This window comes from Haliea alexandrii, assembly GCF_003719295.1.
Lineage (GTDB): Bacteria > Pseudomonadota > Gammaproteobacteria > Pseudomonadales > Halieaceae > Haliea > Haliea alexandrii.
Map to the genome: position 1 here is coordinate 349,944 of NZ_RFLW01000001.1, position 25,451 is coordinate 375,394.

At 62.9% G+C, this 25,451-nt stretch carries 24 protein-coding genes; 10 read left to right on the plus strand and 14 right to left on the minus strand.

Annotation, left to right across the window (positions count from 1 at the left end; translation table 11 throughout):
* Nucleotides 1–12: 12 nt before the first annotated feature.
* Nucleotides 13–267: a DUF2909 domain-containing protein gene (locus tag EGJ68_RS01650; RefSeq protein WP_199227896.1), complete on the plus strand. Its 255-nt coding sequence runs from the start codon at nt 13–15 to the stop codon at nt 265–267.
* 5 nt (nt 268–272) lie between these two features.
* Here the strand turns inward: EGJ68_RS01650 and EGJ68_RS01655 are convergent, their stop codons facing one another.
* The 4 genes from EGJ68_RS01655 to coxB are packed head-to-tail and all read right to left on the minus strand — an operon-like array spanning nt 273 to nt 4,562.
* The gene (locus EGJ68_RS01655; protein WP_123032822.1) at nt 273–1,244 is read right to left on the minus strand and encodes a cytochrome c oxidase subunit 3; all 972 of its coding nucleotides are present in this window, start codon (nt 1,242–1,244) and stop codon (nt 273–275) included.
* Nucleotides 1,245–1,288: 44 nt separating this feature from the next.
* Nucleotides 1,289–1,849, minus strand: a complete 561-nt coding sequence (locus tag EGJ68_RS01660) for a cytochrome c oxidase assembly protein (protein WP_123032823.1) — start codon at nt 1,847–1,849, stop codon at nt 1,289–1,291.
* A gap of 31 nt (nt 1,850–1,880) precedes the next feature.
* Complete coding sequence (gene ctaD, locus EGJ68_RS01665; RefSeq protein WP_123032824.1) at nt 1,881–3,443, minus strand: cytochrome c oxidase subunit I; 1,563 nt, start codon at nt 3,441–3,443, stop codon at nt 1,881–1,883.
* A 15-nt stretch (nt 3,444–3,458) separates the two neighbouring features.
* Nucleotides 3,459–4,562: a cytochrome c oxidase subunit II gene (gene coxB, locus EGJ68_RS01670; RefSeq protein WP_233248720.1), complete on the minus strand. Its 1,104-nt coding sequence runs from the start codon at nt 4,560–4,562 to the stop codon at nt 3,459–3,461.
* A 371-nt stretch (nt 4,563–4,933) separates the two neighbouring features.
* Between coxB and EGJ68_RS01675 the strand changes: the two genes are divergently transcribed.
* The gene (locus EGJ68_RS01675; RefSeq protein ID WP_123032826.1) at nt 4,934–6,259 is read left to right on the plus strand and encodes an MATE family efflux transporter; all 1,326 of its coding nucleotides are present in this window, start codon (nt 4,934–4,936) and stop codon (nt 6,257–6,259) included.
* 99 nt (nt 6,260–6,358) lie between these two features.
* Nucleotides 6,359–7,588, plus strand: coding sequence for a cytochrome P450 (locus tag EGJ68_RS01680; RefSeq protein WP_123032827.1), 1,230 nt, complete (start codon nt 6,359–6,361; stop codon nt 7,586–7,588).
* Between the two features lie 54 nt (nt 7,589–7,642).
* Here the strand turns inward: EGJ68_RS01680 and cuyA are convergent, their stop codons facing one another.
* On the minus strand, nt 7,643–8,653 hold the full coding sequence (cuyA, locus tag EGJ68_RS01685; RefSeq protein WP_123032828.1) for a D-cysteate sulfo-lyase: 1,011 nt from the start codon (nt 8,651–8,653) through the stop codon (nt 7,643–7,645).
* A 227-nt stretch (nt 8,654–8,880) separates the two neighbouring features.
* Between cuyA and EGJ68_RS01690 the strand changes: the two genes are divergently transcribed.
* Complete coding sequence (locus EGJ68_RS01690) at nt 8,881–11,175, plus strand: TonB-dependent receptor (protein WP_123032829.1); 2,295 nt, start codon at nt 8,881–8,883, stop codon at nt 11,173–11,175.
* 16 nt (nt 11,176–11,191) lie between these two features.
* On the opposite strand, the gene EGJ68_RS01695 is transcribed toward EGJ68_RS01690, so the two are convergent.
* Nucleotides 11,192–11,452: a YheV family putative zinc ribbon protein gene (locus EGJ68_RS01695; RefSeq protein WP_123032830.1), complete on the minus strand. Its 261-nt coding sequence runs from the start codon at nt 11,450–11,452 to the stop codon at nt 11,192–11,194.
* 78 nt (nt 11,453–11,530) lie between these two features.
* On the opposite strand from EGJ68_RS01695, the gene EGJ68_RS01700 reads away from it, so the two are divergent.
* Nucleotides 11,531–12,088 (plus strand): gamma carbonic anhydrase family protein, encoded by a 558-nt coding sequence (locus tag EGJ68_RS01700; protein ID WP_123032831.1) that lies wholly within the window; start codon nt 11,531–11,533, stop codon nt 12,086–12,088.
* Between the two features lie 40 nt (nt 12,089–12,128).
* Here EGJ68_RS01700 and aroE read toward each other — a convergent pair whose 3' ends face one another.
* From aroE to EGJ68_RS01725, 5 genes are all read right to left on the minus strand, one after another.
* Nucleotides 12,129–12,968, minus strand: a complete 840-nt coding sequence (gene aroE, locus EGJ68_RS01705; RefSeq protein WP_123032832.1) for a shikimate dehydrogenase — start codon at nt 12,966–12,968, stop codon at nt 12,129–12,131.
* 42 nt (nt 12,969–13,010) lie between these two features.
* Nucleotides 13,011–13,916, minus strand: a complete 906-nt coding sequence (gene hemF / locus EGJ68_RS01710; RefSeq protein ID WP_123032833.1) for an oxygen-dependent coproporphyrinogen oxidase — start codon at nt 13,914–13,916, stop codon at nt 13,011–13,013.
* Between the two features lie 75 nt (nt 13,917–13,991).
* Nucleotides 13,992–14,549, minus strand: a complete 558-nt coding sequence (locus EGJ68_RS01715; protein WP_123032834.1) for an L-threonylcarbamoyladenylate synthase — start codon at nt 14,547–14,549, stop codon at nt 13,992–13,994.
* Nucleotides 14,550–14,582: 33 nt separating this feature from the next.
* A complete protein-coding gene (gene dprA, locus EGJ68_RS01720; protein ID WP_123032835.1) occupies nt 14,583–15,725 on the minus strand; it encodes a DNA-processing protein DprA in 1,143 nt (380 codons plus the stop codon).
* Nucleotides 15,726–15,800: 75 nt separating this feature from the next.
* Nucleotides 15,801–16,835: a LysM peptidoglycan-binding domain-containing protein gene (locus tag EGJ68_RS01725; RefSeq protein WP_123032836.1), complete on the minus strand. Its 1,035-nt coding sequence runs from the start codon at nt 16,833–16,835 to the stop codon at nt 15,801–15,803.
* Nucleotides 16,836–17,052: 217 nt separating this feature from the next.
* On the opposite strand from EGJ68_RS01725, the gene def reads away from it, so the two are divergent.
* The 5 genes from def to EGJ68_RS01750 all read left to right on the plus strand — a co-directional run bounded on the left by def (nt 17,053) and on the right by EGJ68_RS01750 (nt 22,754).
* Entirely contained in the window at nt 17,053–17,559 is a 507-nt protein-coding gene (gene def, locus EGJ68_RS01730) for a peptide deformylase (protein WP_123032837.1), read from the plus strand.
* Nucleotide 17,560: 1 nt separating this feature from the next.
* A complete protein-coding gene (gene fmt, locus EGJ68_RS01735) occupies nt 17,561–18,535 on the plus strand; it encodes a methionyl-tRNA formyltransferase (RefSeq protein ID WP_123032838.1) in 975 nt (324 codons plus the stop codon).
* Nucleotides 18,535–19,833: a 16S rRNA (cytosine(967)-C(5))-methyltransferase RsmB gene (gene rsmB / locus EGJ68_RS01740; protein WP_199227897.1), complete on the plus strand. Its 1,299-nt coding sequence runs from the start codon at nt 18,535–18,537 to the stop codon at nt 19,831–19,833. The genes fmt and rsmB overlap by 1 nt, the downstream gene beginning before the upstream one ends.
* A gap of 85 nt (nt 19,834–19,918) precedes the next feature.
* Nucleotides 19,919–21,295, plus strand: coding sequence for a Trk system potassium transporter TrkA (gene trkA, locus EGJ68_RS01745; protein WP_123032839.1), 1,377 nt, complete (start codon nt 19,919–19,921; stop codon nt 21,293–21,295).
* Between the two features lie 10 nt (nt 21,296–21,305).
* Nucleotides 21,306–22,754 (plus strand): TrkH family potassium uptake protein, encoded by a 1,449-nt coding sequence (locus EGJ68_RS01750; RefSeq protein WP_123032840.1) that lies wholly within the window; start codon nt 21,306–21,308, stop codon nt 22,752–22,754.
* A gap of 10 nt (nt 22,755–22,764) precedes the next feature.
* Here EGJ68_RS01750 and EGJ68_RS01755 read toward each other — a convergent pair whose 3' ends face one another.
* Genes EGJ68_RS01755 through djlA form a run of 3 tightly spaced genes read right to left on the minus strand, consistent with a single transcriptional unit; the run spans nt 22,765 to nt 25,440 of the window.
* The gene (locus tag EGJ68_RS01755; RefSeq protein ID WP_123032841.1) at nt 22,765–23,529 is read right to left on the minus strand and encodes a hypothetical protein; all 765 of its coding nucleotides are present in this window, start codon (nt 23,527–23,529) and stop codon (nt 22,765–22,767) included.
* Nucleotides 23,526–24,617, minus strand: a complete 1,092-nt coding sequence (locus tag EGJ68_RS01760) for an endonuclease/exonuclease/phosphatase family protein (RefSeq protein ID WP_123032842.1) — start codon at nt 24,615–24,617, stop codon at nt 23,526–23,528. Before EGJ68_RS01760 ends, EGJ68_RS01755 begins: the two co-directional genes overlap by 4 nt.
* A 37-nt stretch (nt 24,618–24,654) precedes the next feature.
* Nucleotides 24,655–25,440, minus strand: coding sequence for a co-chaperone DjlA (djlA, locus tag EGJ68_RS01765; RefSeq protein ID WP_123032843.1), 786 nt, complete (start codon nt 25,438–25,440; stop codon nt 24,655–24,657).
* Nucleotides 25,441–25,451 lie beyond the last annotated feature (11 nt).

The window sequence follows — 25,451 nt, forward strand, 5'->3', positions numbered from 1 at the left end:
AGGAGCAGGACATTGTTGAAATTGATGATCATCGGTTTGATGCTGGCGCTGCTGGCTAGCCTGGGTAGCGGATTCTACTTCCTGATGGTGGATCAGGGCGACAAAAACAGCCGTCGGACCTTCCATTCGCTGGGTGTGCGCCTGGGCCTCGCGCTGACCCTGGCGGGTCTGGTGGTTTACGGCGTAGCCACAGGCAAACTGGGCCACCGCAACCCCTGGGACGCCGGACCTCGTCCGGCCGCCCAGGCGCAGGACACCGCTGACTGAGCTCCCTACAGGATGTACACGAACAGGAACAGGAACACCCACACCACATCGACAAAGTGCCAGTACCAGCTTGATGCCTCAAAGCCGAAGTGATCATCGGCGGTGAAATGGCCGCCCCTGACCGAGCGCAGCCACTGGATCAACAACATGGTCATACCCATGACGACGTGGAAGCCGTGGAAGCCGGTCAACATGAAGAAGGTGGAACCGTAAATACCGGAGTTCAGGGTCAGCCCGAAGTGTGCGTACGCTTCGTAGTATTCCAGCGCCTGCAGCGCAACGAAAAGCATGCCCAGGGCAACGGTGATGCCCAGCCAGATATTGAACTTGCGCTTGTTGCCGTCGAGCAGGCCCATGTGTGCAACGTGCACGGTGAAGCTGGATGACAGCAGCACGATGGTGTTCCACATGGGCAGCCAGAGATACCACGCCGCCGCTTCGCCGAACGCCATGCTCTGCTCGTAGCTCTGGAAAGTGCCCATGTTGGCAACCGGCTGGTTGGCGACCCCGCCCACAGCTTCCTGTGGCGTCAGCGGCATCGGCCACTGGTAGTTGAACCCTTCCCAGAGCAGGTGGTTCATGCGGCCGCCTTCGCCTTCACCGGCGAGCCACGGACCTACCAGCGTACGCACATAGAACAGCGCGCCAAAGAACGCGAGGAAGAACATGACCTCGGAAAAAATAAACCAGAACATGCCCAACACGTAGGACTTCTTCAGCTGGGCGCTGTTCAGGCCCGCCCGGTTTTCCTTGATCGCCATGCGGAACCAGCCGAACAGCGTTGCGGAGAAAAAGAACAGGCCAAACCAGAATATGCCCCAGGAACCGGTGGTCGCACCGTCGCCAAAAGTCATGTCGTTCATCACACTCGCGGCCCCGAACGTGCTCAGGATCAGGCCGATCGTCGCGCACACCGCCAGTTTGCTTTTTTCCGGTACGTAGTACTTCTCGTACTCTGTTGAACTCTGGGTTGTCATTGTGTTTCTCCGTTGTCTATCACGCAGCCCCCCCGGACAGCGTGTCAGCGTGCAGCGATAGCGCCGCCCACCATATCTGTAACATCAAAAATCGTGTAGGACAGAGTGATCGTGTGAATGTCGCTGGGCAGATCCCGGTCGATGATGAACTGCAGCGGCATTTCTGCCGCGCTGTCGCCATCCAGCGGCTGCTGATTGAAGCAGAAGCACTCTGTCTTGTGAAAGTAGGCCGCGGCTCGCGACGGCGACACACTGGGAATGGCCTGCGCCACCATCGCCTCGGGCAGCGGGTTGCGCGCGTGGAACACGGTATCGTTGCTCGCACCCGGGTGCACTTTCATCATGGTGACCGAAGGGCCGAAGTCCCAGGGCATGCCCTCGTTGTTGGTGGCCACGAACTGGATGGTCACCGTACGCGACTCATCGATGCCGGCCTGCACCGATGTGTAGGCCTCGCCATTGGTTTTGCCGTTGATACCGAGCGCATCACAGAGCACGTCGTAAAGTGGCACCATGACCACGAAGACAAAAGCAAACATGATCACGGCGGTCGACGCCAACTTGACGACAGTGTCGACAACCGGATTACTACTTACTTTCAACATGTGATGCTCCTCTATCCCGAAAACAAAACCGTTAGCGCACCTGCGGCGGCGTTTCGAACGTGTGGTAAGGCGCCGGGGTGGCAACCGTCCACTCCAGGCCTTCCGCGCCTTCCCAGGTTTTCGCTTCACTGGTGGGCTTGCCCGCCACAATGGTGGCAACCACGTTGTACAGGAACAGGATCTGCGAGGCACCGTAGATGAAGGCGCCGATGCTGGACATCATGTTGAAGTCAGCAAACTGCAGTGCGTAGTCCGGAATCCGCCGCGGCATGCCGGCGAGGCCGACGAAGTGCTGCGGGAAGAACGCGATGTTGAAGCCGATGAACGAGATCCAGAAGTGGGTCTTGCCCATGGTTTCGCTGTACATGCGGCCACACCACTTGGGCAGCCAGTAGTACACCGCAGCGCTCATGGAGAATACCGCACCGGCCACCATCACATAGTGGAAGTGCGCGACCACGAAGTAGCTGTCGTGGTACTGGAAGTCCGCGGGCGCAATGGACAGCATGAGGCCAGTGAAGCCGCCAATGGTGAAGAGCACCAGGAATCCCATGCAGAACAGCATCGGGGTTTCAAAGGTCATGGCACCACGCCACATGGTGGTCACCCAGTTGAATACCTTCACCCCGGTGGGCACCGCAATCAGCATGGTGGCGTACATGAAGAACAGCTCACCGGCTACCGGCATGCCTACCGTGTACATGTGGTGTGCCCACACGATAAACGACAGAAAGGCGATGGCGGCGGTGGCGTAGACCATGGAGTCGTAGCCAAACAAGGGCTTGCGGGCAAAGGTGGGGATGATTTGCGAAACCACACCGAAGGCCGGCAGAATGATGATGTACACCTCGGGGTGGCCGAAGAACCAGAAAATGTGCTGGAACAGTACCGGGTCACCACCGCCGGCGGCGGAGAAGAAGCTGGTACCGAAGTGAATATCCATCAGCATCATGGTCACGGCGCCCGCGAGCACCGGCATTACCGCCACCAGCAGGAATGCGGTGATCAGCCAGGTCCAGACGAACAGCGGCATCTTCATGTAGGTCATGCCGGGAGCCCGCATGTTCATCACGGTGGCGATGATGTTGATCGACCCCATGATGGACGACAGTCCGAGCACGTGAATGGAGAAAATGAAGTAGGTAACCGACGGCGGCGCGTAGGTGGTCGACAGCGGCGCGTAGAAGGTCCAGCCGAAGTTGGGCGCCCCGCCTTCCATGAACAGCGTTCCCGCCAGAATCAAAAACGCCGGCGGCAGGATCCAGAAGCTCCAGTTGTTCATCCGTGGCAGCGCCATGTCCGGCGCGCCGATCATCATCGGAATCATCCAGTTGGCGAGACCGACGAAGGAGGGCATGATCGCCCCGAACACCATCACCAGACCGTGCAGGGTGGTCATCTGGTTGAAAAAGGCGGGTTCTACCAACTGCATGCCGGGCTGGAACAGCTCGGCACGGATAATCATGGCAAACGCGCCGCCCAGAATGAACATGGAAAACGAGAACCACAGGTACATGGTTCCGATATCTTTATGGTTGGTGGTGAACAGCCACCGGCTAAGGCCCTTGGCAGGACCGTGATGATGATCGCCCATCGTTAACTCCTCCAATTAGCCTTTCTTGTGGTTGTACACATCAATGGGCTGCACCATATCACCCATATTGTTGCCAAACGCGTTGCGCTGATACGTGATCACCGCCGCCATCTCCACATCGTTGATCTGCCCACCGAAGGCCTGCATCGCAGAACCCGGCACGCCGTTGATACCAATTTCCAGATGACCACTGACGTCACCCATGGCGACTGCGCTGCCGGCGATTGCGGTACCTACACCACCCTCACCGTTGGCACCGTGACAGGCCAGGCAGTTGCGCTCGTACACCGCTTTGCCACGGGTCATCAGCTCGTCCATCGTGAACGTTTGCGCCATCAGGTCGCGGATTTCAGCTGCCTCGACCTTTTTGGTTTCCAGCCAGCCGGCATACTCTTCCTTGCTGACCACATTCACGACCACCGGCATGAAGCCGTGGTCCTTGCCGCACAGCTCGGCACACTGGCCACGATAAATGCCCTCTGTGCTCGCCTTGGTCCAGGTTTCGTTGATAAAGCCGGGAATAGCATCCTTCTTTACTGCCAGCTCGGGCACCCACCAGGAGTGGATAACGTCATTCGCCGTCACAAGGAAGCGCACCTTGGTATCGACCGGAATCACCAGCGGCTCATCAACTTCAAGCAGGTAGTGCTCGCCCTTGTCAGCCGTGTTGTAGATTTCGCCCTGCGGGGTACGCAGGTTGCTGAAGAACGAGACGTTCTCGCCATTTTCATCGAGATATTCGTACTTCCACTTCCACTGGTAACCGGTGATGAGGACGTCCATTTCGGCATCGTCAAAATCATAGATTTCCAGCAGCGTGGACGTAGCAGGCACCGCCATGCCAATCAGAATAAGAAAGGGGACAACCGTCCAGGCAATTTCCACCTTGGTGCTCTCGTGGAACGTGGATGGTGTAACGCCACGCGACTTACGGTGGTAGTAGATGGAATAGAACATGACCCCGAAGACCAATGCGCCGATGATGACGCAGATCCAGAAGATCAGCATGTGCAGGTCGTAAATGCTCTGGCCGATTTCGGTGGCGCCGGGTGCCATATTCACCTGGTTTACCTTGTCACCCGCAGCTGCGGCACCGGCACTCGCCAGGCCAAGCAGCATGAGCACAGGACCAAGCGCCAGCTCACGCAGTCTGTTCGCTTTCAACAACATTTCCCGTGTCTCCCTCATTTTCACAATCTCTCCCCCGGCCGGTGGAGCACACCTTTCTTCCTGCAGACACGCCGTGCAGCGTGCTTTCCAAGCGACCACGGGCACATTGCGCCAGGGGGCCGCAGCCCTTCATCATGGGAAGGGAGGAATGGGGTAGATGCTTGTTCCAGCCAATTTTCAAGCCCCTGCGACCAAGTGCCGCATCTCGAGCCGCGCCGATTATAGCGAAACTCTTGAGCAAAAAATACTAAGATGCTGATTTTGTGAGGGTTTGCCGACTGCCCGTGAAGACGGCGTCGGGAGCCGCCAGAGCGCTAGATATGGGTGCCGCAACATCGCTTGACCACAAAATATGGCAAATCGCCTGGCCGGCAATTCTGTCCAACATTTCCATTCCCCTGCTCGGGTTGGTCGATGCGGGCATACTGGGGCATCTGGACGATACGCGTTATCTGGGTGCCGTCGCCATCGGCAGCGCGCTGCTCTCCTTCCTTTACTGGGGTTTCAGCTTCCTGCGCATGGGCACAACCGGGCGTGTTGCGCGCGCGCTGGGCGCCGGCAGTGAGGCGCGTGCCAGCCTGGAACTGTACCGCGCCGGTGTGCTCGCCCTGGCGCTGGCGGGGCTGGTCTGGCTGCTCCACCCGCTCTGGTTGCAAGCGGGGCTGGCACTCATGGCGCCGGACGCCACACTGCTGCCCCTGGCGGACAGCTATGCGCGCATCCGTATCATCAGTGCGCCGGCGGTGCTGGTGACCTATGCCATCATCGGCTGGTTCATCGGCCACGGCGATACCCGCTGGCCCATGTGGGTACTGATCGTCACCAATCTGGCCAATATCGCACTGGATGTGCTGCTTGTGGTGGGCCTGGGCTGGGCCAGCGATGGTGCCGCGCTGGCCACCGTGCTCGCCGAGTACGGCGGGCTTGGCCTCGCCCTGTTCGCCGTGCGCCAACGCCTGGCACCGCTGGCGGCACCGAGCCGGAGGGAGCTGCTGAACCTGCGCGCCTATTCTGCCCTGATGCGCAGCAACAGCCATCTCTTCGTGCGCACCATCACCTTGCTCGCCGCCTTTGCCTTTTTTACCAGCATGGGTGAGAAACTGGGCACGGCCACACTGGCCGCAAACGCGCTGCTGATGCAACTGCTGTTACTCACCGCTTATGCCCTCGATGGCTTCGCCTATGCCGCGGAGAGCCTGGCGGGTAATCGCGCAGGTGCCAACGACTCGGGGGGGTTCTACCGGGTTGTGCGCCGCTGCGGCCTGTGGTGTGCCGCCTCTGCAGTGGCCCTTAGCATCGCGTTTCTAATCCTGCAGCTACCCCTGTTCCGGCTGCTGACCAGCCTGCCTGACGTGCTGCTGGTGCTGGACCAGCACCGACTGTGGCTGGTGCTGCTGCCACTGGTGGCGGCGCCTACCTACCTGCTGGACGGCGTGTTTATCGGCACCGGCGAAACACGGCCCATGATGCGCACCATGCTGGCCAGTGCACTGCTCGTTTACCTGCCTGTCTGGTATGTCACCCAACCCTGGGGCAACCACGGCCTGTGGCTGGCATTTACCCTGTTCAACACAGCGCGTGGACTGACCCTGTATTACAGTTACCGACGTTTGTCGGAATGCGGCGGCTGGTTTCAGGCACGATAATGCTGGCGCACTTCTCGCTGAAACGTCCAGGCTGTAGAGAACACGGAGGGGTGTGCTAATCTCCGCGGCACACCGTTGCACCCGCTGTGAGCCTACACCATGAATAGCTGCCCTTTCTCCGACCGCCTGCTGCACCTCGACAACTTCTCGCAGGGCACGCCCAGAGAAGCCATTGCTGCCCTGCGCAGCGAACAGCGCGTTGCCTGGCAAGCAGACGAACACGCCACGGGTGGGCACTGGCTGGTACTGCACAAGGCGGATATCGACACCGTGCTGCGCGACCCGGGTACATTTTCCAGCAGTTTCGGTCCACTGCTGGAGGATTTCCCCGAGGAACTGCTGGCCATGCAGCGCCAGGCGATGACCTTCCTCGACCCGCCCGAACACCGCTCTCGCCGCGCACTGGTCGACTACGCTTTTCGGCCTGGCATGCTGGAGGCACGCCGCGAGATGATGCAGGCGAAAGTCACCGCCATCATCGACAACATCATAGAGCGCGGGGAATGTGAGTTCGTCAGCGAGGTGGCCATGCACCTGCCAATACACGTCATGTTCACTCTGCTTGGCGTGCCCGAGGAGGACTACGCGTATCTGGTACCCACCATCAACACGGTGACCCTCGCCAACGACCCGGACTACGCGGGCAGTCGCGAGGAGGGCTGGGCGGCGTCGGCACAGATGGTGGCCTGGGCGGCAGCCTTTGCCGCCAAAAGACGCGAACAGCCCGGGAATGATATGACCGCCGAACTGCTCGCGGCGGAAATCGACGGACGCCGCCTGAGCAATGAAGAATACGGGGTCATTTTTCAGGGGCTCATGATTGGCGGCACCGAGACCACACGCAACACGTTGTCGTGGCTGATTCGTGAGCTCATCCGTCACCCGGAGCAATTGGCGTTGCTGCGTGCAGACCCGGCGCTGATACCGGCGGCCGTCGAGGAAATATTGCGCTATCGCAATACCGTGGTGTACACCCGGCGCACCGCGATGCGCGATGTGGAGTTAGCGGGACAACACATTGCACAAGGCAGCAAGGTCGTCTGCCTGCTGGCAGCTGTCAACCGTGACCCGGCCTGCTTCGACCACCCGGATACATTTGACATCACGCGTGATCCAGCGCAGACGCGCCGCGCCATGCGCACATTCGGCTTCGGCGTGCATGTCTGCCCGGGACAGCATCAGGCGAGAATGAACCTGGAAATGATGATGCAGGAAATCCTCTCGCGCATGGATGACCTGAGGCTATTGGGGGAACCCACCCACTTCCGCTCCAATTTCATGGACGGCTTCAAGCGCATGCCGCTGGGTTTCAGCAAACGGACACATTAGAGCTCCGCCGCAGCGGACGCCCCGGCGGCGCAAGCCCAGCCCTGTACGCCGCGATCACCGGTAACTGGTAAAGCCGAAGGCGGCACGATAGCCAAATAGCGCCTGGCTGCCGCCGGTGTGCAGAAAGACCACATCATCATCCGGCTGATAGCGACCGCACCGCACCAGGTCGATCAGTCCGGCCATGCCCTTGCCGGTATAAACCGGGTCGAGCAGGATACCTTCGAGTTCAGCGAGCAATGTTATGGCTTCGAGTGTCCCTGCCGTGGGGACGCCATATCCTTCGCCCACGTAGCCGCAATTTACCTGTACCTGCTCTGCCGTGACGATCTCACCCAAGCCCATCAGCGCCGTGGTCTGATTGGCCAGCGCCAGCACGTTGCGATGCTGGACCGCGTCCGGCGCCCGCACTCCAATGCCAAGCACGGGAATTCCGCTGTTTGTAGCGACCATGCCAGCTACCAGCCCTGCCTGTGTGCCGGCACTGCCCGTGCCATGCACCAGCTCACGTATCATTAACCCGCGCTCATTGGCCTGCACCAGCAACTCCAGAGCGGCATTGGCGTAGCCAAGGGCTCCTGTTGCATTGGAACCACCGCCTGGAATCACATAAGGCCGGGCTCCCTCTGCCTGCAGGCGTTGTGACTCGGCGGCCATCGCGGCATTCATGTCAGTGCCGCCCGGGTACAGAGTAAGGTGCGCACCGAACAGCTCGTTCAGCAGGACGTTACCGTTGTAGTTGTAGTCGGGATCTTCGCTGGCGGTGCGATCCTCCAGCAGAATGTGGCAGGCCAGCCCCTGCCGGGCGGCAATCGCCGCGGTCTGGCGCGCATGGTTGGACTGGGTGGCACCCTGGGTAATCACGCTATCCGCACCCTGCGCCTGCGCATCCGCCAGCAGGAACTCCAGTTTGCGCGTCTTGTTGCCTCCGCCGGCCAGCCCGGTGCAATCATCACGTTTGATCCAGAGACGGGGACCACCAAGGTGAGCACTCAAGCGCTCCAGCGGCTCCAGCGGTGTGGGTAGGTGGGCAAAATGCAGTCGCGGAAAGCGGGACAAATGCATAGCTAGGGGTCCAGTAGGTAAACGTATCGACGATCTTAAACGGGCTCGTGCACCAGCGCCAATGAACTCCGGTACTGTCCGGTACACCACGCTGTCCACCACGGCACAATATCCGCCCCCCGGCGCTGCTGCACACCACGGAGTGGGTCAAATTGTGCTGCGGTCTGCTATTATTCGCGGCAGCAGATCGCAACGATCCCCTTTCTCCATATAAGAAGGTACGCCCAATGCTACAAACCGCATTCAAACCCCGCCTGACATTTGCCGCACTGCTCGTGCTTTCAGTCAACGCCGCCGCCCAGGGTACCGGCATGCTGGAGGAAGTGGTGGTTACCGCGCAGAAGCGCACCGAGAGCCTCACCGATGTACCCATTTCCATTGCCGTCATGAGCAGCGAAGCGCTGCAGAAAACCGGTGTGCGCCAGGTGCGTGAGCTGGCTGAGTTCATCCCCAACATGAGCATCTCCGGCGGCAACGACAGCGCGACCGCTGTGCGCATCCGCGGCGTGGGTGCAAACACGCGCAATATCGGTTTCGATACGCGGGCCGGCGTCTACGTGGACGGCGTGTACATGGGGCAATCGCCGGCACAGAACATCGAGATTCTCGACCTCGAACGCGTGGAAGTGGCGCGCGGCCCGCAGGGCACACTGTTCGGCAAGAACACGGTGGCGGGCGCCATCAGCATGGTCACCAAGAAGCCGACTCAGGAGCAGGAGCTTCTGGTCACCGGGGAAATGGGCAACTACGACTCCTACCGCGTTTCCGCCATCGCCAACCTGCCGCTGGGCGAAAATGCGGCGGCGCGATTCTCGGTAGTTGATCACCATCGCGATGGCTTCATTACCAACGTCACTACTGGCACGCAGCACAACGAGCGCGACGGCACTGCAGTGCGCGGCCAGTTTGCCTTTGGTGGCGAAAACTACGATGTCAACATCGCCGGCGACTATCTGGAGTCGGACCGCGTGTCCTCATGGGGTGTGGCCATTTCCGATTGGTCAGGCAGCGTGCCCAACACCGTGTCGCCCAACGATTTCCGCATCGACAACAACATCGACAACTCGGAAGAGCGGGAGATCTGGGGGGTATCGGCCACGGTCAACGTCGACCTCGGCAGCGACTACCGCCTGACCTCCATTACCGCCTACCGGGATACCTGGGTTGATCGCGGTCAGGATACCGACCACTCCTTCCTCAACCTGCTGCGGGTGGAATACCCGGATGCCTACGAGCAGACCACCCAGGAATTCCAGATTTTCTCGCCCGACAGTGGCCGCCTGAAGTACGTTGCCGGGCTGTACATTTACGACGAACAGGCCAGTTCTTCGCGCCGCGCCATTATCGGCGACGAGATCGGCATCGTGTTCGAGGGCCTGGCACCGCCACTGGCGCCTTTCGGCGCACAGTTTGACGGCGCGGGCGTGGGCACCTTCGCCGATGTAGACACACGCAGCTATGCGGTGTACGTGAACGGTACTTACGACCTCACCGAGCATCTGACACTCGGCTTCGGCGCGCGCTACACCGAAGAGACTCGCGAGGTGGATTTTGACCTGATCGGCGACATCGTCGACCTCGGCTTCCTGCAGGTTCCCGGCGCTGCGATCTTCGGCGTTGCGGTCGGCCCCGTGGTGGGCGACCAGACCGTCGCCAACTTTCAGGACGAAAACGACTACGACGACTTCTCGCCGATGCTCAGCCTGAGCTATGCCCTCGGCGATGACAGCAACATCTACCTGAAGTATTCCGAGGCCTTCAAGAGCGGCGGCTACAACGTGGACTTCGTGACCACCAGCGCCCTCACCGACGGGATTGATTTCGATCAGGAAACCGTCGAGGCCTGGGAAATCGGCCTCAAGGGCACCGCCATGGAAAACCGCCTGCGCTACAACCTGGTGGCATTCCAGATGGATTTCGAGGACTACCAGTTGAACCAGTTCGTGCAGCTGGACAACAACACCTCCGCCATCACTATCCGCAATGCCGCGGAAGTGCGCTCGCGGGGTGTGGAAGCCGAGCTCACCTACTTCCCCGGCAACAGCCTGATGCTGCAGGGTGCGCTGGGCTACAACGACGCCGAGTTCGAATCCTTCCCCGGTGGTTCAAGCGTACGCAACCCGGCCGGCATCGGTGCCGACCTGGCGGGCAACAAGCTACCTGACGCGCCGGAGCTGACCGCGGCCTTCGCCATCCAGCATAACCTGGCGCTGCCCGACCTGGGTGCCGAGTTCGTTACCCGCGTGGACTGGACCTACACCGACAGCTTCTATGCCACCGAGGACAACGTGTCCTTCGCGCGCCCGGGCAGCAGTCTGGAGTGGGGTGAAATCGACAGTTACTCGTTGCTCAATGGCCGCATCGGTATTGAGGCGGACACCTGGTCCGTGTTCCTGTGGGGCCGCAACATCCTGGACGAAGGCTACGAGGAAACCTGGACGTCTGACTTCCTGGGCACCGTCGGCCGCTTCCCCGGCGACCCACGCACCGTCGGTGTTGAGGTCTCCTACCGCTTCCTCTAAACCTTCGCGGGCAGGCTCACTCCTGCCCTTTGTCACTGCCTGACGGGTCGAGAATCCGCACGACCGCCGCCTGCGTTTCCACACGCCGCGCGGCGGGGCGGCTCACCCGGGTGGGCGGCTCGACGGGGCCGCCTTCTTTGGGGCGCGGATCGCTGAACCCACAGGCGACGCATTCCCTCAAGTCACTCTCACGGTCCACGACTATCGTGTCCATGGCGCTGCAGCGCGGGCAGACCGCGCCCGCAATAAAGCGCCTGTTCTGGGCTGGTGTCGACATACGAGTTTCCGGGCCAGCATCGGCTGGCGGGCTGTTGAGACAGCCGCTATTGTAGCAGGATCGAACAAGGAGCTTATTATGCCTCACAACACCACAACCAGCCTGCGCAGCTTCGGCGGCCACACCCCCAGTCTCGGGCAGCGTGTACTGATAGACCCCAGCGCCGTGGTCTTGGGAGACGTTGAGCTGGGCGATGATGTTTCCGTCTGGCCACAGGCGGTGATCCGGGGCGACATGCACCGCATTCGCATTGGCGCGCGCACCAGTGTGCAAGACGGCAGCGTGTTGCACATCACCCACGCCGGTCCCTACAACCCGGATGGCTGGCCGCTGCTGATCGGCGCTGATGTCACGATCGGCCACAATGCCACCCTGCATGGCTGCACCATCGGCGACCGGGTGCTGGTGGGTATGGGCGCGACGGTGATGGACGGCGCGGTGGTGGAGAGCGAGGTCGTGATCGGCGCGTGCGCGCTGGTCACACCCGGCAAAACGCTGCGCAGCGGCTACCTGTACGCGGGCAGCCCCGCGCGCGAGATGCGCGCACTGAATGACAAGGAGCTCGACTACTTCCGCTACAGCGCGGCCAACTATGTGCGCCTCAAGGACCAGCACCTGGCCGAGCTCGCGCGCTGATTCCCGGCGCCGGGCAAAAAGACGGGCCGCCCGCAATGCCTCAGGCGGCTGCCAGTAAATGCCTCATCTGGGCGATAACCGGCTGGGTGGCAGGGCGCACCTGGCGCCAGCGATAGAACGATTCCGCCGCCTGCTCGACCAGCATACCCAGCCCGTCCGAGACCGCCCAGGCCGTATTCTGTGCCGCCCAACGCATGAAGGGGGTGGGGGCAGCCCCGTAGAGCATGTCGTAGCAACAACTGCGCACGGTCAACTGGATATCGGGCAGCGCAGGCATTTCCCCCGACAGGCCAGCACTGGTTGCGTTGATCAACACGTCCACCGCCAGTCCGTCCAGCGCCTCCAGGCCACCGCCCTGCACCGGGCCGAGATCGGCAAACGCATCCGCCAGGGCTTCTGCCCGCGCCGCGGTACGATTGGCGATCAACAGGGCGGCGGGACGTTCGCTCAGTAGCGGTTCCAGCACACCGCGCACGGCACCGCCGGCGCCGATGATGGCGATGCGACGCCCTTGCAGTTGCCAGCCGAGATTGGCCACCATGTCGCGTACCAGGCCGATGCCATCCGTGGTGTCGCCAGAGACTGCGCCATCGGCGCCGACACTGAGAGTGTTTACCGCACCGGCCCGCCGCGCGCGCTCGGTGAGGGTATCGGCGAATGCGCAGGCTTCCTGCTTGAACGGTACAGTAACGTTGAGACCTTTGCCGCCACTGTCGAAAAAGCAGCGTGCAGAGCGGGCAAAGTCATCCAGCTCTACGCGCACGGCGCGGTAGTGCAAGCGCTGATCGCACTGCTGTGCAAAAGCGGCGTGGATGGCCGGCGACTTGCTGTGCTTGATGGGGTTGCCGAAGACGGCGTATTTGTCGGGCTGCGCAGTCATGATGCGTCTGTCCACCGCGTTGTCAAATGGGCCTGTGAGGCGTTATTCATGCAACCAGTCCCGGTGCTGCAGATAGTAGTCTGTCAGCTCGGCTTCCGGAGACCCCGCATCGGGCTGGTAGTTGTACTCCCAACGCACCAGCGGTGGCAAGGACATGAGAATGGCTTCGGTGCGCCCGTTCGACTGCAGGCCGAACAGGGTGCCGCGATCAAATACGAGGTTGAATTCAACATAGCGGCCACGGCGATACAGTTGGAACTGCCGCTCGCGCTCACCCCAGGGCTGGCCCTTGCGACGCTGTACAATCGGCAGGTAAGCGGGCAGGTAGGAATCGCCTACGGCGCGCATGAACCCGAAGCAGCGCTCAAAGCCTCCTTCACTCAGGTCGTCGTAAAACAGCCCCCCCACACCCCGCGGTTCCTGGCGGTGTTTGAGGTAGAAATACTCGTCGCACCAGCGCTTGTAGCGAGGATACACATCATCCCCGAAGGGCGCGCAAGCGTCTGCCGCCACCTGATGCCAGTGTCTGCAATCCTCGCGGTTACCGTAATAGGGCGTGAGGTCATAGCCACCGCCAAACCACCAGACCGGCTCGGCGCCGGCTTTCTCCGCCACGAACAGGCGCACGTTGGCATGCGACGTGGGTACATAGGGGTTCTGTGGATGAATCACCAGTGACACACCCATGGCCTGGTAGCTGCGCCCGGTGAGTTCCGGGCGGGCCGCCGTTGCCGAGGGCGGCAGGTGCTCGCCCATCACGTGGGAGAAATTGACCCCGGCTTTCTCGAATACCGCGCCATCGCCGAGCACCCGGCTGCGGCCACCGCCGCCCTCGGGCCGCTGCCATGCGTCGGTGATAAAGCCGGCGGCACCGTCCTCCAGCGCCAGCGCTTCACAGATACGATCCTGCAGCGCCAGCAGGTAGGTCTTGACGTCTTCAACGTGCATGGCGGTAAGGTCCTCCCGTTCGGCGCCGCCATTATACGCATGCCATCGGCTGGCTTGCACCGGCGCGACCGCCCCTCAGGAGCGCAGCACCCGGTCGGTCTGCAGGTCGCGGATCACCGACGGCCGCAGCGCGCCACCCAGTGGGCCGGGCAGGATGCCATCCAGCTGGCCGCGAAAGTACCGATGGATCTGGAAGAGGGACAGGGCAGGGCGACTGCCGCCGGGATTAGCGGAGGTCGACACCAGCGGTCCGCCCCACGCGGAACACAGCGCTACCATGCCCGGATGGGCCGTCACCCGCACCGCCACCGTGTCGCGCCCACCGTGCACCCAGGCCGGCACCAATCCATGGTGGGGAATCAGCCACGTAGTGGGGCCGGGCCAGGAAAGCGCCAGTTTCTGCCGCTGGGCTTCGGTGAGCGCGCCCAACAGCGCGCCAACCTGCTGCAGGTTCGCCGCAATCAGGATCAGCCCTTTCTCCACCGGCCGCTCCTTGATCTCCAGCAGACGGGCAACCGCATGCGGATTGTCAGGATCGCAACTCAGGCCCCAGACCGCTTCGGTCGGGCAGGCAATTACACCCCCATCGGCAAGGGCGCGCACGGCGGCGTTGAGCTGCAGGGCAGAGGGCATGTGATGTGACTCCTGATCATAGAAGGGCGAAATTTAGCGACTCTCCCCGGGGGTGGCAAGCCCGGACTGGCAGCGCAGGTAGCGCCCCGCCTCCCGCAGCACGCTGCCCTGCGCTTCCAGCATCGACAGGGCGGACAACACCTCGGGCAGCGGCCTGTCCGATGCCGCGACCAGCGTGTCGACATCCACGCCTTCGGCACTTATCAGTGCCAGCAGCCAGTGCGGCGTCGGCGGCGGGGCGACCGCGGGAGACGTCGGGGACAGCGACGGACGGGCGTCGAACAGGGGCCCGAGATTGTCGACCACATCATCGATGCCCTGCACCAACACGGCGCCATCGCGCAACAGATGCAGGCAGCCGCGGCCACCCGCGTGCCCGGGAAACCAGGGCAGCGCAAACACCTCGCGTCCCTGTTCCAGGGCGGTATTCGCCGTAATCAGCGAGCCGCTGGGCAGAGCGGCCTCGACCACCAGCACACCGAGCGAGAGGCCACTGATAATGCGGTTGCGGGCCGGAAAGTGGCCCGGCAGGGGCGGTGTCAACGGGGGAAATTCGGTAACCAGACAACCTGTCTGCAGCAGTTCCGTGGCCAGCGCGGCATGTCGCCGCGGATAGACCGCCTCGATACCCGTTGCCATCACGGCTACCGACGCGCCGCGAGCGTTCAGCGCGCCGCGATGCGCAGCGGCGTCTATGCCCAGCGCCAGCCCGCTGGTCACCGCAAGGCCCGCCGCCACCGCATCCGCCGCCAGCTCAGTTGCCGCACGCAGGCCAACGGCGCTGGCCTTGCGGCTGCCCACCACCGCGAGCTGTGGCATCGTGAGCGCCTCGATTTGCCCTCGGGCGTACAGGAATGGGGGCGGGTCGCTGATCGTGGCCAGCAAAGGTGGATAACCCGGTTGCCCCAACACCAGCACCCGTGCGCCAAACGCCCGCAGCCGGTCGTGCTGCTGATCCACATCCACCAGCGCCTGCGGGTGCCTGCCCCGACGGCGGACCAGCGCAAGATCCTGCACCGCCGCCGGGGTTGCACCCGCGGCGACCAGTTCCGGCGGGCTGGCCTGTAAAAGCGCTTCAGGGGAGTTGAAGTGCTGCAGCAGGCCCCTGAGTTGACGGCGCGGAACATGCGGGAGGCTGTGCAGCAGGAGGCACTGACGAGCGTGATCGGTATCCATACATCATCCTTGACGTAGTCTCCGTTGTCGGGGGTATTGCCTGGCGGCAGTCAATCCGTGACCACCGCGCTTACTTCAGGGTTTTTTCACCCTGTCCATGACTTTCAGCGGCCGGTTGGCGCGCAGCACCAGGGCGTAGCTCGCTTTCTCGAACACCTCAAACACCATCAGCAGGCCCGCGCGCGTATCGGGCAGGGTCACGTTCTGCCGCGCCACTTCATCGAACACCAGGCCACCAACCTGGTAGATGGCAAGCACATGCCCAACCTCGAGGCCTTCGCGCTCACCGCGGTTCAGCACCACGATATCGCCCTGGCCGATCTGGCTGACACCGCCGTCCACCGCGATCATGTAGCCATCATCAACCTCCACGCCCGGTGCCCGCGGCTGGAAGGTGGCGTCCAGTACCTGCTCGCGCTGCGGCAGCAGACGGTCGGCGATACGCACTTCTTCCGTTACCCGGGTCACCGTGAGCTCGGTGACTTCGTCACGGTTGCTGCTCACCAGCCTGGCGTTGCCGATATCCACTGCCTGGTAGCCGAGCAGTTCGCCGGTGATCGGATCGCTGTAGGTATCACCCGAGCGGAAAATTCCGAAGGTGCGCTCGCCGTCCGGGAACGGGCCGCGGCCATACACGCGGTCACCGGGAGCAGCGATCAGGCGGCCCTGATCACCCGCCACCACGTAGGCTGAATTGTTCAGTGCGTCGGCATCGAGAATGCGGTGGCCTTTGAGGAACGCACCAATCTCGTCGAGGGGAATGATGGGGATCGCCAGGTCCAGCGGGCTGACCCGCACGCCCGGGTCCAGTTTCACGTCGCGGCCGCGGCGCAGCTGCAGCCGGGGCTCGCCGTTTACCCAGGTCAGGTAGAGTTCGTCGCCAGGGTAGATCAGGTGTGGGTTGTCGATTTGCGGGTTGACGTCCCACAGCTCAGGCCAGCGCCAGGGCTGACGCAGATACATGCCCGAAATGCCCCACAGCGTGTCGCCGCGCTTGACCACATACACATCGGGAACGTCTTCGTTGAGTTCCACTGCCGCGCTGGACAGCGCGGCGAAAAACAGGCTCCCGAGCAATACGAGGCACACCGTGAATGACTTCGCTCTCATGATTCGTTCCAGCCCGTCCCTGTTATCATCCGCCCGCCGCAAGCCGCAGGCGTGCACTTCCCCATGCCAGCGTGCGGCACGGCGCCAACACGGCACTGGGCACCACCTTGCCAGCAGCGATATACTAGGCACAGTTTGCGGCGGGCATGGGTCCGTGGCAAGCCCCAATGTGACTAATTCACCATTGCTCGGTTGAGCCCCGAAGGCAGCTAACTCCATGGCAGTACTCGACATTCTGGAATTTCCTGACCCACGCCTGCGCACCCGCGCCACGCCCGTTCCGGTCGTGACGGACGCCACACGGGCACTGGTGGATGACCTGTTTGAGACCATGTACGCCGCCCCGGGCATTGGTCTGGCGGCTACGCAGGTGAATGTGCACCAGCGTGTGCTGGTCATTGATGTGAGCCAGGATCACAGCGAACCGCTGGTTTTCATCAACCCGGAAGTGACGGTGCTGGACGCTGAACTCGGCGAATACGACGAGGGCTGTCTGTCGGTGCCCGGGTTCTATGAGACGGTGCAGCGCCCCCAGCGCATCTCGGTGACCGCACTGGACCGCAAAGGCGACACCTTTACGCGGGAGCTGGACGGCCTGCTGGCGGTGTGCCTGCAGCACGAAATCGACCACCTCGACGGCAAATTGTTTGTGGACTACATCTCCCCGGTAAAACGCCAGCGTATTCGCAAGAAGCTGCAGAAAGAACAGCGGCGCCAGGCCTGACGTGGCCAACACACCCTTGCGGATACTCTTTGCCGGCACGCCGGACTTCGCCGCCGTGCACCTGCAGGCACTGCTGCACAGCAGCCATGAGGTGATCGGCGTCTACACGCAACCAGACAGGCCGGCGGGGCGCGGCAAGAAGCTGCAGGCCAGCCCGGTCAAGCAGCTGGCGCAACAGGCGGGCTTAGCCCTGCGCCAACCGGCCAGCCTGCGCAACCCCGAGGCACAGGCCGAGCTGGCCGGATGTGCCGCAGATGTGCTGGTGGTGGTGGCCTACGGACTGATTCTGCCCCAGGCGGTCCTCGATGCGCCCCGGCTGGGCTGCCTCAACGTACACGCTTCCCTGCTGCCGCGCTGGCGCGGCGCTGCGCCCATTCAGCGGGCGATTGAGGCGGGTGATGCGGAAACCGGCATTACCATCATGCAGATGGATGCCGGTCTGGATACCGGCGCCATGCTCGCCACGGCGCGCTGCCCCATCGACGCGACCACCAGCGCCGCCAGTCTGCACGACCAACTTGCCGCGCTCGGTGCGCCCCTGTTGCTGCAGGTACTGGACGACTTGCCCGCCTACCTGGCGACCGGCAGCGCACAGGACGATCAGCTCGCCACCTACGCGCACAAGATCGACAAGGCCGAGGGCGCACTGGACTGGCGCCTTCCGGCACCCGAGCTTGCGCGCCGGGTGGCGGCGTTCAACCCCTTCCCCGTGTGTTACGGCCTGCTGAACGGCGAGCGCGTGCGGGTCTGGGCCGCCAGCCCGGCAGCGGCTGCCACCGGCGCGGAACCGGGCACCGTGCTCGGCGCCAGTCGCGCGGGCATTGAGGTGGCTTGCGGCAGCGGCAGCCTCATACTGCATACGCTGCAACTGCCCGGCGGACGCGCGCTGCCCGCCGCCGACATACTCAACGCGCACGCCGGGCTGTTCGCCGTCGGAACCCGGTTTCAGCCGGCCCCCGCACAGGCGACGGGCTGATGCCCCTGGATACCCGGGCAGCGGCGGCGCGGGCGATCGCCGGGGTACTGCAGGGCGGCTCGCTGAACACACTGCTACCCGCCGCGCTGGAGACCGTCAGCAACCGTGACCGCGGCCTGCTGCAGCAACTCTGCTACGGCACCCTGCGGCTCTACCCGAGGCTGCAACCCCAGCTGCAGGCCCTGCTGAGCAAACCCCTGCGCAGCAAAGACAACGACATCCAGGCGCTGCTGCTGCTCGGGCTCTATCAGCTGGAAGATACGCGCATTCCGGACCACGCCGCCGTGGCCGCCAGCGTGGGTGCCACCCGCGCCCTGCAAAAAGACTGGGCACGCGGCCTGTGCAATGCGGTGTTGCGGCGCTTCCTGCGCGAGCGCGACAGCCTGGCCGACGCACTCGACCCGGCGGCGCGATCGGCCCACCCGCAGTGGCTCTACAGCGCGTTGCAGCAAGACTGGCCGGAACACGCCGAGGCCATCATGCTGGCCAACAACGAGCAACCGCCAATGGTGCTGCGCAGTAATGCGCGGCGTGTTTCCCGTGAGCAGTACCTGCAACGGCTCACAGACGCAGGGTTCGCCGCGCAAGCCGGGCTGCTGGCGCCGGAATCCATTTATCTCGATGTGCCCGCTGATGTCGGCCTGCTGCCCGGTTTTGCCGAGGGTCTGGCCAGCGTGCAGGACGAAGCAGCACAGATGGCCGCGCTGCTGCTGGCACCCGCCAGCGGCACACGGGTACTCGATGCCTGCGCGGCACCGGGCGGCAAAGCCTGCCACCTGCTCGAGCGGCAGCCGGACATCGCGCTCACTGCCATGGATGTCGACAAGGCGCGGCTGACGCGTGTGCGTGACAACCTGCAACGCCTGCAACTGCAGGCCGACGTGGTTCACGGCAACGCGGCAGAACCGCCTGCAGACATGCCGGCGCAGCACTTCCAGCACATTCTGGTCGACGCACCCTGTTCCGCCAGCGGTGTTATTCGCCGTCACCCGGATGTAAAGCTGCTGCGGCGGCCCGAGGATATCCCCGCGCTCGCCGCCCAGCAGTCAGCCATCCTCGATGGCCTGTGGCCGCTACTGGCCCCGGGCGGCACGCTGCTGTACGTCACCTGCTCGGTACTGGAAGCGGAAAACAGCACCGTAGTGCAGGCATTCCTGCAGCGCACTGGGGACGCAGAGCTTCTGCCGCTGCAGCTGGGCATTCCCCGCGCGGCGGGCTGCCAGATATTGCCCACCCGCGACGGCCCGGACGGCCTGTTTTTCAGCCTGTTGCGGCGACGCAGCGAAAGCCTGCGCTAGAGTGCAGTATTCCACCCCCTGCACCCTTACATTTTCCGGGGCTTTTCATTAAGGTGGCGGGAATTTCAGGGGGACAGCCCCAACCATGAAGATCATCATACTGGGGGCAGGCCAGGTAGGCGGCACCCTCGCCGAGCACCTGGCGAACGAGCAGAACGACATCACCGTGGTCGACACCGACGGCGACCGCCTGCGCGAACTGCAGGACCGCCTGGACATCGGCACGGTCAATGGCAGCGCCTCCCACCCCGACACCCTGTACCAGGCCGGCGCCGACGACGCCGACATGCTGATCGCCGTCACCAACAGCGACGAGATCAACATGATGGCCTGCCAGATCGCACACTCGCTGTTCAACACGCCCACCAAGATCTCACGCGTGCGTGCGCCCAATTATCTGGCACACCAGGAAAAGCTGTTCACCCCGGACAACATCCCCGTGGATGTGATCATCGGCCCGGAACAGCTGGTGACCAAAAACATCGTGGAGTTGATTGCCAACCCCGGCGCGCTGCAGGTGCTGGACTTTGCCGATGGCCGCATCCAGCTGGTGGCGGTGCGCGCCTTCCACGGCGGCCCCATCGTCGGCCACGAGCTGCAGGACATCCGCACGCACATGCCGAAGGTGGATACCCGGGTGGCGGCCATTTTCCGCCGCGACCGGGCCATTATTCCAGAGGGCGACACGGTGGTGGAAGCGGATGACGAGGTGTTTTTCATCGCCGCCCGCAAGGACATTCGCAAGGTGATGTCCGAGCTGCGCAAGATCGACAAGCCCTACCAGCGCGTGATGATCGCCGGCGGCGGCAATATCGGCGCCACTCTGGCACAGAGCATTGAACGCGACTACCAGGTGAAGGTAATCGAGCAATCCTACCCGCGCTGCCGGGTGCTCTCGGAGTCGCTCAAACACGCCATCGTGCTGCACGGCAGCGCGTCCGAACCCGGCCTGCTGACCAGCGAAAACATCGAGTCCACCGATGTGTTCTGTGCGCTCACCAACAACGATGAGTCCAATATCATGATGTCCATGCTGGCCAAACGCATGGGCGCCAAAAAAGTCATCACCCTCATTACCAACCCCGCCTATGCCGACCTGGTGGGGGACGAAATCGACATCGCCATTTCACCCCAGCAAATCACCATTGGCAGCCTGCTCACCCACGTCCGCCGCGGTGACATCTCCAATGTACACTCCCTGCGCCGCGGCGCTGCCGAAGCCATTGAAGTGACCGCACGCGGCGATGCCTACTCGTCCCGCGTGGTGGGCCGGCGACTGGATGAGATCAACCTGCCCGATGGCGTCACCATTGGCGCGATTGTCCGCGGCGACGAGGTGTTGATTGCCCACCGGCATGTGCTGGTGGAAGCCGACGACCACGTGGTGCTGTTCCTCACCGACCGCAGCCGCATTTCCGCCGTGGAAAAGCTGTTCGCGGTCGGTTTCGGTTTCTTCTCCTGAGGCCCGCGGCGTGCACCTGAGCGTAACACTGCGCATTCTGGGCATGCTCTTGATGCTGTTCAGCAGCACACTGCTGGTGCCCATGGGCGTTGCCCTGCTGGACGACGACCACACTATCTCCAGCTTTGCCAGCGCCCTCGCGCTCACCTTCAGCGCCGGGTTCCTGAGCTGGCTGCCGGTGCAACACGTGCGTCACGAACTGCGTATTCGCGACGGCTTCCTGGTCACCTCGCTGTTCTGGACGGTGCTCGGCCTGGCCGGCTCACTGCCCTTCATGCTGACCGCGGGGCTGGAACTGAGCGCCATGGATGCGATCTTCGAGTCGATATCCGGGCTCACCACCACCGGCGCGACGGTTATCACCGGCCTCGATACGCTGCCGCGTTCGATCCTCATCTACCGTCAGTTGCTGCAGTGGCTGGGGGGCATCGGCATCATCGTGATCGCGGTGGCGGTGCTGCCCATGCTGGGTATAGGCGGCATGCAGCTGTATCGCGCAGAAATCCCCGGCCCCACCAAGGACCGCAAGCTTACACCGCGCATCGCGGAAACCGCCAAGGCACTGTTTTTCGTCTACCTCGGCCTGACAGCGGTGTGCGCACTGGCCTTCTGGGCCGCCGGGATGACCGGTTTCGACGCCGTGGCACACGCGTTTTCCACCGTGGCGATTGGCGGCTTTTCCACCCACGATGCCAGCATGGGCTACTTCCAGAGCAATACCATTCTGCTCATTTGCAGCCTGTTCATGGTAATTTCCGCAATGAATTTCGGCCTGCACTTTCTGTCCTGGCGCCGGCGCAGCCTGGCGGGTTACCGGCAGGACTCGGAATCACGCTTTTTCCTTGGCGTCCTGCTGATCGGGGTCGCCGTCACCTGCAGCTACCTTATCCTCACCGACACCCTGTCACTCAGCGACAGCCTGGTACACGGCCTGTTCCAGACCATATCCATCACCACGACAACCGGCTTTGCCACGCAGGACTTCGCCACCTGGCCCACCTTCCTGCCGATCATGCTCATCATGTTTTCCTTCATGGGCGGCTGTGTGGGTTCCACCGCGGGCGGCATCAAGGCGGTGCGCCTGATGTTGATCGCCAAACAGGGCGTGCGCGAGCTCAAGCAACTGGTCCACCCGAAAGCGATAATTCCGCTGAAGATCGGCAAACACCGGGTAGAAGCCTCGGTAGTCAGCGCCGTGTGGAGTTTTTTCGCGGTTTACATGTTCGTGTTCGTGACCGTGATGCTCGCCCTGCTGGGCACCGGTATGGACTTCCTCACGGCATTTTCCGCGGTGGCGGCGTCGATCAACAACCTCGGCCCCGGGCTGGGGGACGTGGCGGCCAACTATGCGAGCATTACCCCGGTGGCCAAGGGCCTGCTGTGCCTGGCCATGCTGCTGGGACGCCTGGAGATTTTCACGCTGCTGGTGCTGTTTACACCGATGTTCTGGCGCCTGTAAGCAGCAGCGTTCAGTCGAAAATAGTGAGCAGACGCCGCAGCAAACCCAGCACCAGGTAGAAAAAACCCAGCGGCAACAGAATCGATTTCAGTACCAGCGACATCAACAGGTTGATCAGACTGGCGGCGAACTCACTGACCTGGTCGCCCAAGGCCTTGATCCGCTGGCGCACATCCAGCGCATCCAGGCCGCGCGCCGAGCCCTCGGCGAAGGCACTGGCCTCATCCAGCTCGCTGTGAAACCCCTGCACGGACTGATACTGAGCCGCCTCGTTGTCCTTGAGAAAGACGGTGTCCACCCAGCCATTGGCCAGCACCACCAGCACCAGTGCGAAGCGCAGTACCGCCATCACCAGAAAAAAACGCCAGGCGATCGCGGCCTGACGCGCTGAGCCCCACAGTGCGGCTGCCAACCCCACCGCACCCAGCAGCGTGAGCAGGATATTGAAGCTGATGTGTGACACCACCAACAGCAGGATTTTCTGCAGGGCGAGGGCGCCGAGCGCCACCATCATCACCGCCGAAAAGCGCTCAATCAGGTCGTTCACCGGATCCAGCAACTCGCCCACGGTGAAAGTCAGCAAGAACGCATTCACCTCCGTACCCTGCAGCAGCGACACCAGCGCATTGATGCCCCGTGCGGTGGCATAAATCGCGCCGGAGGCGACCAGCGCGGCGTCAAGATATTCCGTGGACACACGGTCCAGGGTACCGCTCCAGGCCACGGCGCACAGTGCCGGCACGGCCAACAGCAGTGCCCAAAGGTGCCGGTTCACAGCGCGTGCTTGCCGGGCATCGGCACATCCGCCGCACTGACCTGTTTGGCCTCTGTGATCGAACGTGCCAACGCGTGGTCTTCGCGGGTGGCGTCCAGCCCTTCCTGATCGGCTCCGCGGGCCGGGGTAAATACCAGCTCGGTGAACAGCGCGAAATGATCGGAGCCGATCGGTGGCAGACGCCGCAGGGTACGCAGCGTGAAATGTGCGCTGTGAAACAGGTGGTCCAGCGGCCAGCGCAGGAAAGGATAGTCGGCGTGGAAGGTGTTGAACATGCCGCGCCCCACCCGGGGGTCCAGCAGACCGCTGATGGCGCGGAACAGACGAGTAGTGGCAGACCAGGCCACATCGTTGAGGTCACCCGTCACAACCACCGGCAGGCGGCTGTCCACCACGCTGCGCGCCACCATCACCAACTCCGCATCACGCTCGGCCGACTCGGGGTTCTCCGTAGGGCTGGGGGGTGCGGGGTGCAGGAAATGCAGCCGCACCTTGTCGCCGGAGCGCAGGGTGACCACCGCGTGCATTGAGGGAATGCCGTCTTCAACCAGATACTCGATGCTCGTATCGTCCATGGGCAGACGGGAATACACGTGCATCCCGTAAAAGTTGTCCAGCGGACACTTCAGGCTGTGGGGCATCACCGGCTCCAGCATGTCAAGCTGGTCCTGCCACCACTGGTCCGACTCCAGCGTTACCAGCACATCCGGTTGACAAGCTTGCACCAGCTGCAACAGGGGCTGTGCGTTGCGGTTGGTGGCCAGCACATTGGCCGTCATGATGCCCAACCGCACGCTGGGGTCGTCATTGCGCGCGGGTTTGACCTCTTTGCGCCAGAGCGGGGTGTAGGGCGCTATCCACCAGAGCTGCCAGAGCAGGCAGGCCGCGGTCACCGCCAGCAACCCCCAGCTCACGGGCGCGGTGAGCGCCAGCAGCGTGCACTGCGCCAGCAACAACAGCACGGCGGCAACCGCCAGCAGCAGGCGCGGAAAGTCCATCCCGCGCACCAGCCAATGCGGATGGCGCCACAGCGGCAGCAGCGTGGCAAGAAGCAGTAGCAGGGTCGCGGCAGCGAGGGTCATCGTCATGGCAGCTGTCTCGAAGGGTTAGGCCCACAGGGCCGGCCTATTTGCGCGAGCGTGTAATCAATTCGTACGCCGCGGTGATTTCCTGCGACTTCTCGGTGGCAACCTTGAGCATATCGTCCGGTACACCCTGGGCGATGAGCTTGTCCGGGTGATTTTCGCTCATCAGCTTGCGGTACGCTTTTTTGAGGTCGCGATCATTCACCTCCGGGCTTACCCCCAGCGCCGCATAGGCCGCCTGCAAGCGGTCCGGCCCGGCGGGCTGTGCACCACCACCCTGGTGGAACTGGCCCTGCGCCTGTGCCATGCGCAGCAGCTGCTCAACGTGGGCCGGGCTGAAGCCCAGCAACCCGGCGATGTTGTCGAGCACGCGCCGTTCCACAGCTTCAATGCCATGGTCCACCACCGCGAGAGACACCAGGAACATGAGCAGGGTCTGGCGCAGCGCCATCTGACGGCCGCAAACGGCCTGGAAGCCGGCAACACAGGCTGCCACATCAAACGCCGGTTCCGCGCCGCGCTTGAACAGTTCAATGGCGCGCTGGCGCTGGGCACTGGTCAGGCCCATCTGCCGGATAATCATTTCGGTGTGATCGATCTCGCCCTTGGAAATGCGACCATCGGCCTTGGCCAGGTGGCCCAACAGCAGGAAGATGGTCTCGAAGAACCGCTCCTTGATGCGCGCGATATTCTCGGGCGAATGCGCTTCCATGGTGCGACGCAAGCCGCGGTCAAACTGGTGGCCGAGAAACAGGCCAACCAAAAGGCCGATGGGACCACCAAGCAACAGGCCGAGCAGGCCCGCCACCACTTTGCCGTAAAACATACTGCTCCTGC

What these genes read in the sequence shown, in the direction of transcription:
- EGJ68_RS01655 (WP_123032822.1), bottom strand. Translation starts at nt 1,244, where the DNA reads ATGACAACCCAGAGTTCAACAGAGTACGAGAAGTACTACGTACCGGAA.
- EGJ68_RS01660 (WP_123032823.1), bottom strand. Translation starts at nt 1,849, where the DNA reads ATGTTGAAAGTAAGTAGTAATCCGGTTGTCGACACTGTCGTCAAGTTG.
- ctaD (WP_123032824.1), bottom strand. Translation starts at nt 3,443, where the DNA reads ATGGGCGATCATCATCACGGTCCTGCCAAGGGCCTTAGCCGGTGGCTG.
- coxB (WP_233248720.1), bottom strand. Translation starts at nt 4,562, where the DNA reads ATGCTGCTTGGCCTGGCGAGTGCCGGTGCCGCAGCTGCGGGTGACAAG.
- EGJ68_RS01675 (WP_123032826.1), top strand. Translation starts at nt 4,934, where the DNA reads ATGGGTGCCGCAACATCGCTTGACCACAAAATATGGCAAATCGCCTGG.
- EGJ68_RS01680 (WP_123032827.1), top strand. Translation starts at nt 6,359, where the DNA reads ATGAATAGCTGCCCTTTCTCCGACCGCCTGCTGCACCTCGACAACTTC.
- cuyA (WP_123032828.1), bottom strand. Translation starts at nt 8,653, where the DNA reads ATGCATTTGTCCCGCTTTCCGCGACTGCATTTTGCCCACCTACCCACA.
- EGJ68_RS01690 (WP_123032829.1), top strand. Translation starts at nt 8,881, where the DNA reads ATGCTACAAACCGCATTCAAACCCCGCCTGACATTTGCCGCACTGCTC.
- EGJ68_RS01695 (WP_123032830.1), bottom strand. Translation starts at nt 11,452, where the DNA reads ATGTCGACACCAGCCCAGAACAGGCGCTTTATTGCGGGCGCGGTCTGC.
- EGJ68_RS01700 (WP_123032831.1), top strand. Translation starts at nt 11,531, where the DNA reads ATGCCTCACAACACCACAACCAGCCTGCGCAGCTTCGGCGGCCACACC.
- aroE (WP_123032832.1), bottom strand. Translation starts at nt 12,968, where the DNA reads ATGACTGCGCAGCCCGACAAATACGCCGTCTTCGGCAACCCCATCAAG.
- hemF (WP_123032833.1), bottom strand. Translation starts at nt 13,916, where the DNA reads ATGCACGTTGAAGACGTCAAGACCTACCTGCTGGCGCTGCAGGATCGT.
- EGJ68_RS01715 (WP_123032834.1), bottom strand. Translation starts at nt 14,549, where the DNA reads ATGCCCTCTGCCCTGCAGCTCAACGCCGCCGTGCGCGCCCTTGCCGAT.
- dprA (WP_123032835.1), bottom strand. Translation starts at nt 15,725, where the DNA reads ATGGATACCGATCACGCTCGTCAGTGCCTCCTGCTGCACAGCCTCCCG.
- EGJ68_RS01725 (WP_123032836.1), bottom strand. Translation starts at nt 16,835, where the DNA reads ATGAGAGCGAAGTCATTCACGGTGTGCCTCGTATTGCTCGGGAGCCTG.
- def (WP_123032837.1), top strand. Translation starts at nt 17,053, where the DNA reads ATGGCAGTACTCGACATTCTGGAATTTCCTGACCCACGCCTGCGCACC.
- rsmB (WP_199227897.1), top strand. Translation starts at nt 18,535, where the DNA reads ATGCCCCTGGATACCCGGGCAGCGGCGGCGCGGGCGATCGCCGGGGTA.
- trkA (WP_123032839.1), top strand. Translation starts at nt 19,919, where the DNA reads ATGAAGATCATCATACTGGGGGCAGGCCAGGTAGGCGGCACCCTCGCC.
- EGJ68_RS01760 (WP_123032842.1), bottom strand. Translation starts at nt 24,617, where the DNA reads ATGACGATGACCCTCGCTGCCGCGACCCTGCTACTGCTTCTTGCCACG.
- djlA (WP_123032843.1), bottom strand. Translation starts at nt 25,440, where the DNA reads ATGTTTTACGGCAAAGTGGTGGCGGGCCTGCTCGGCCTGTTGCTTGGT.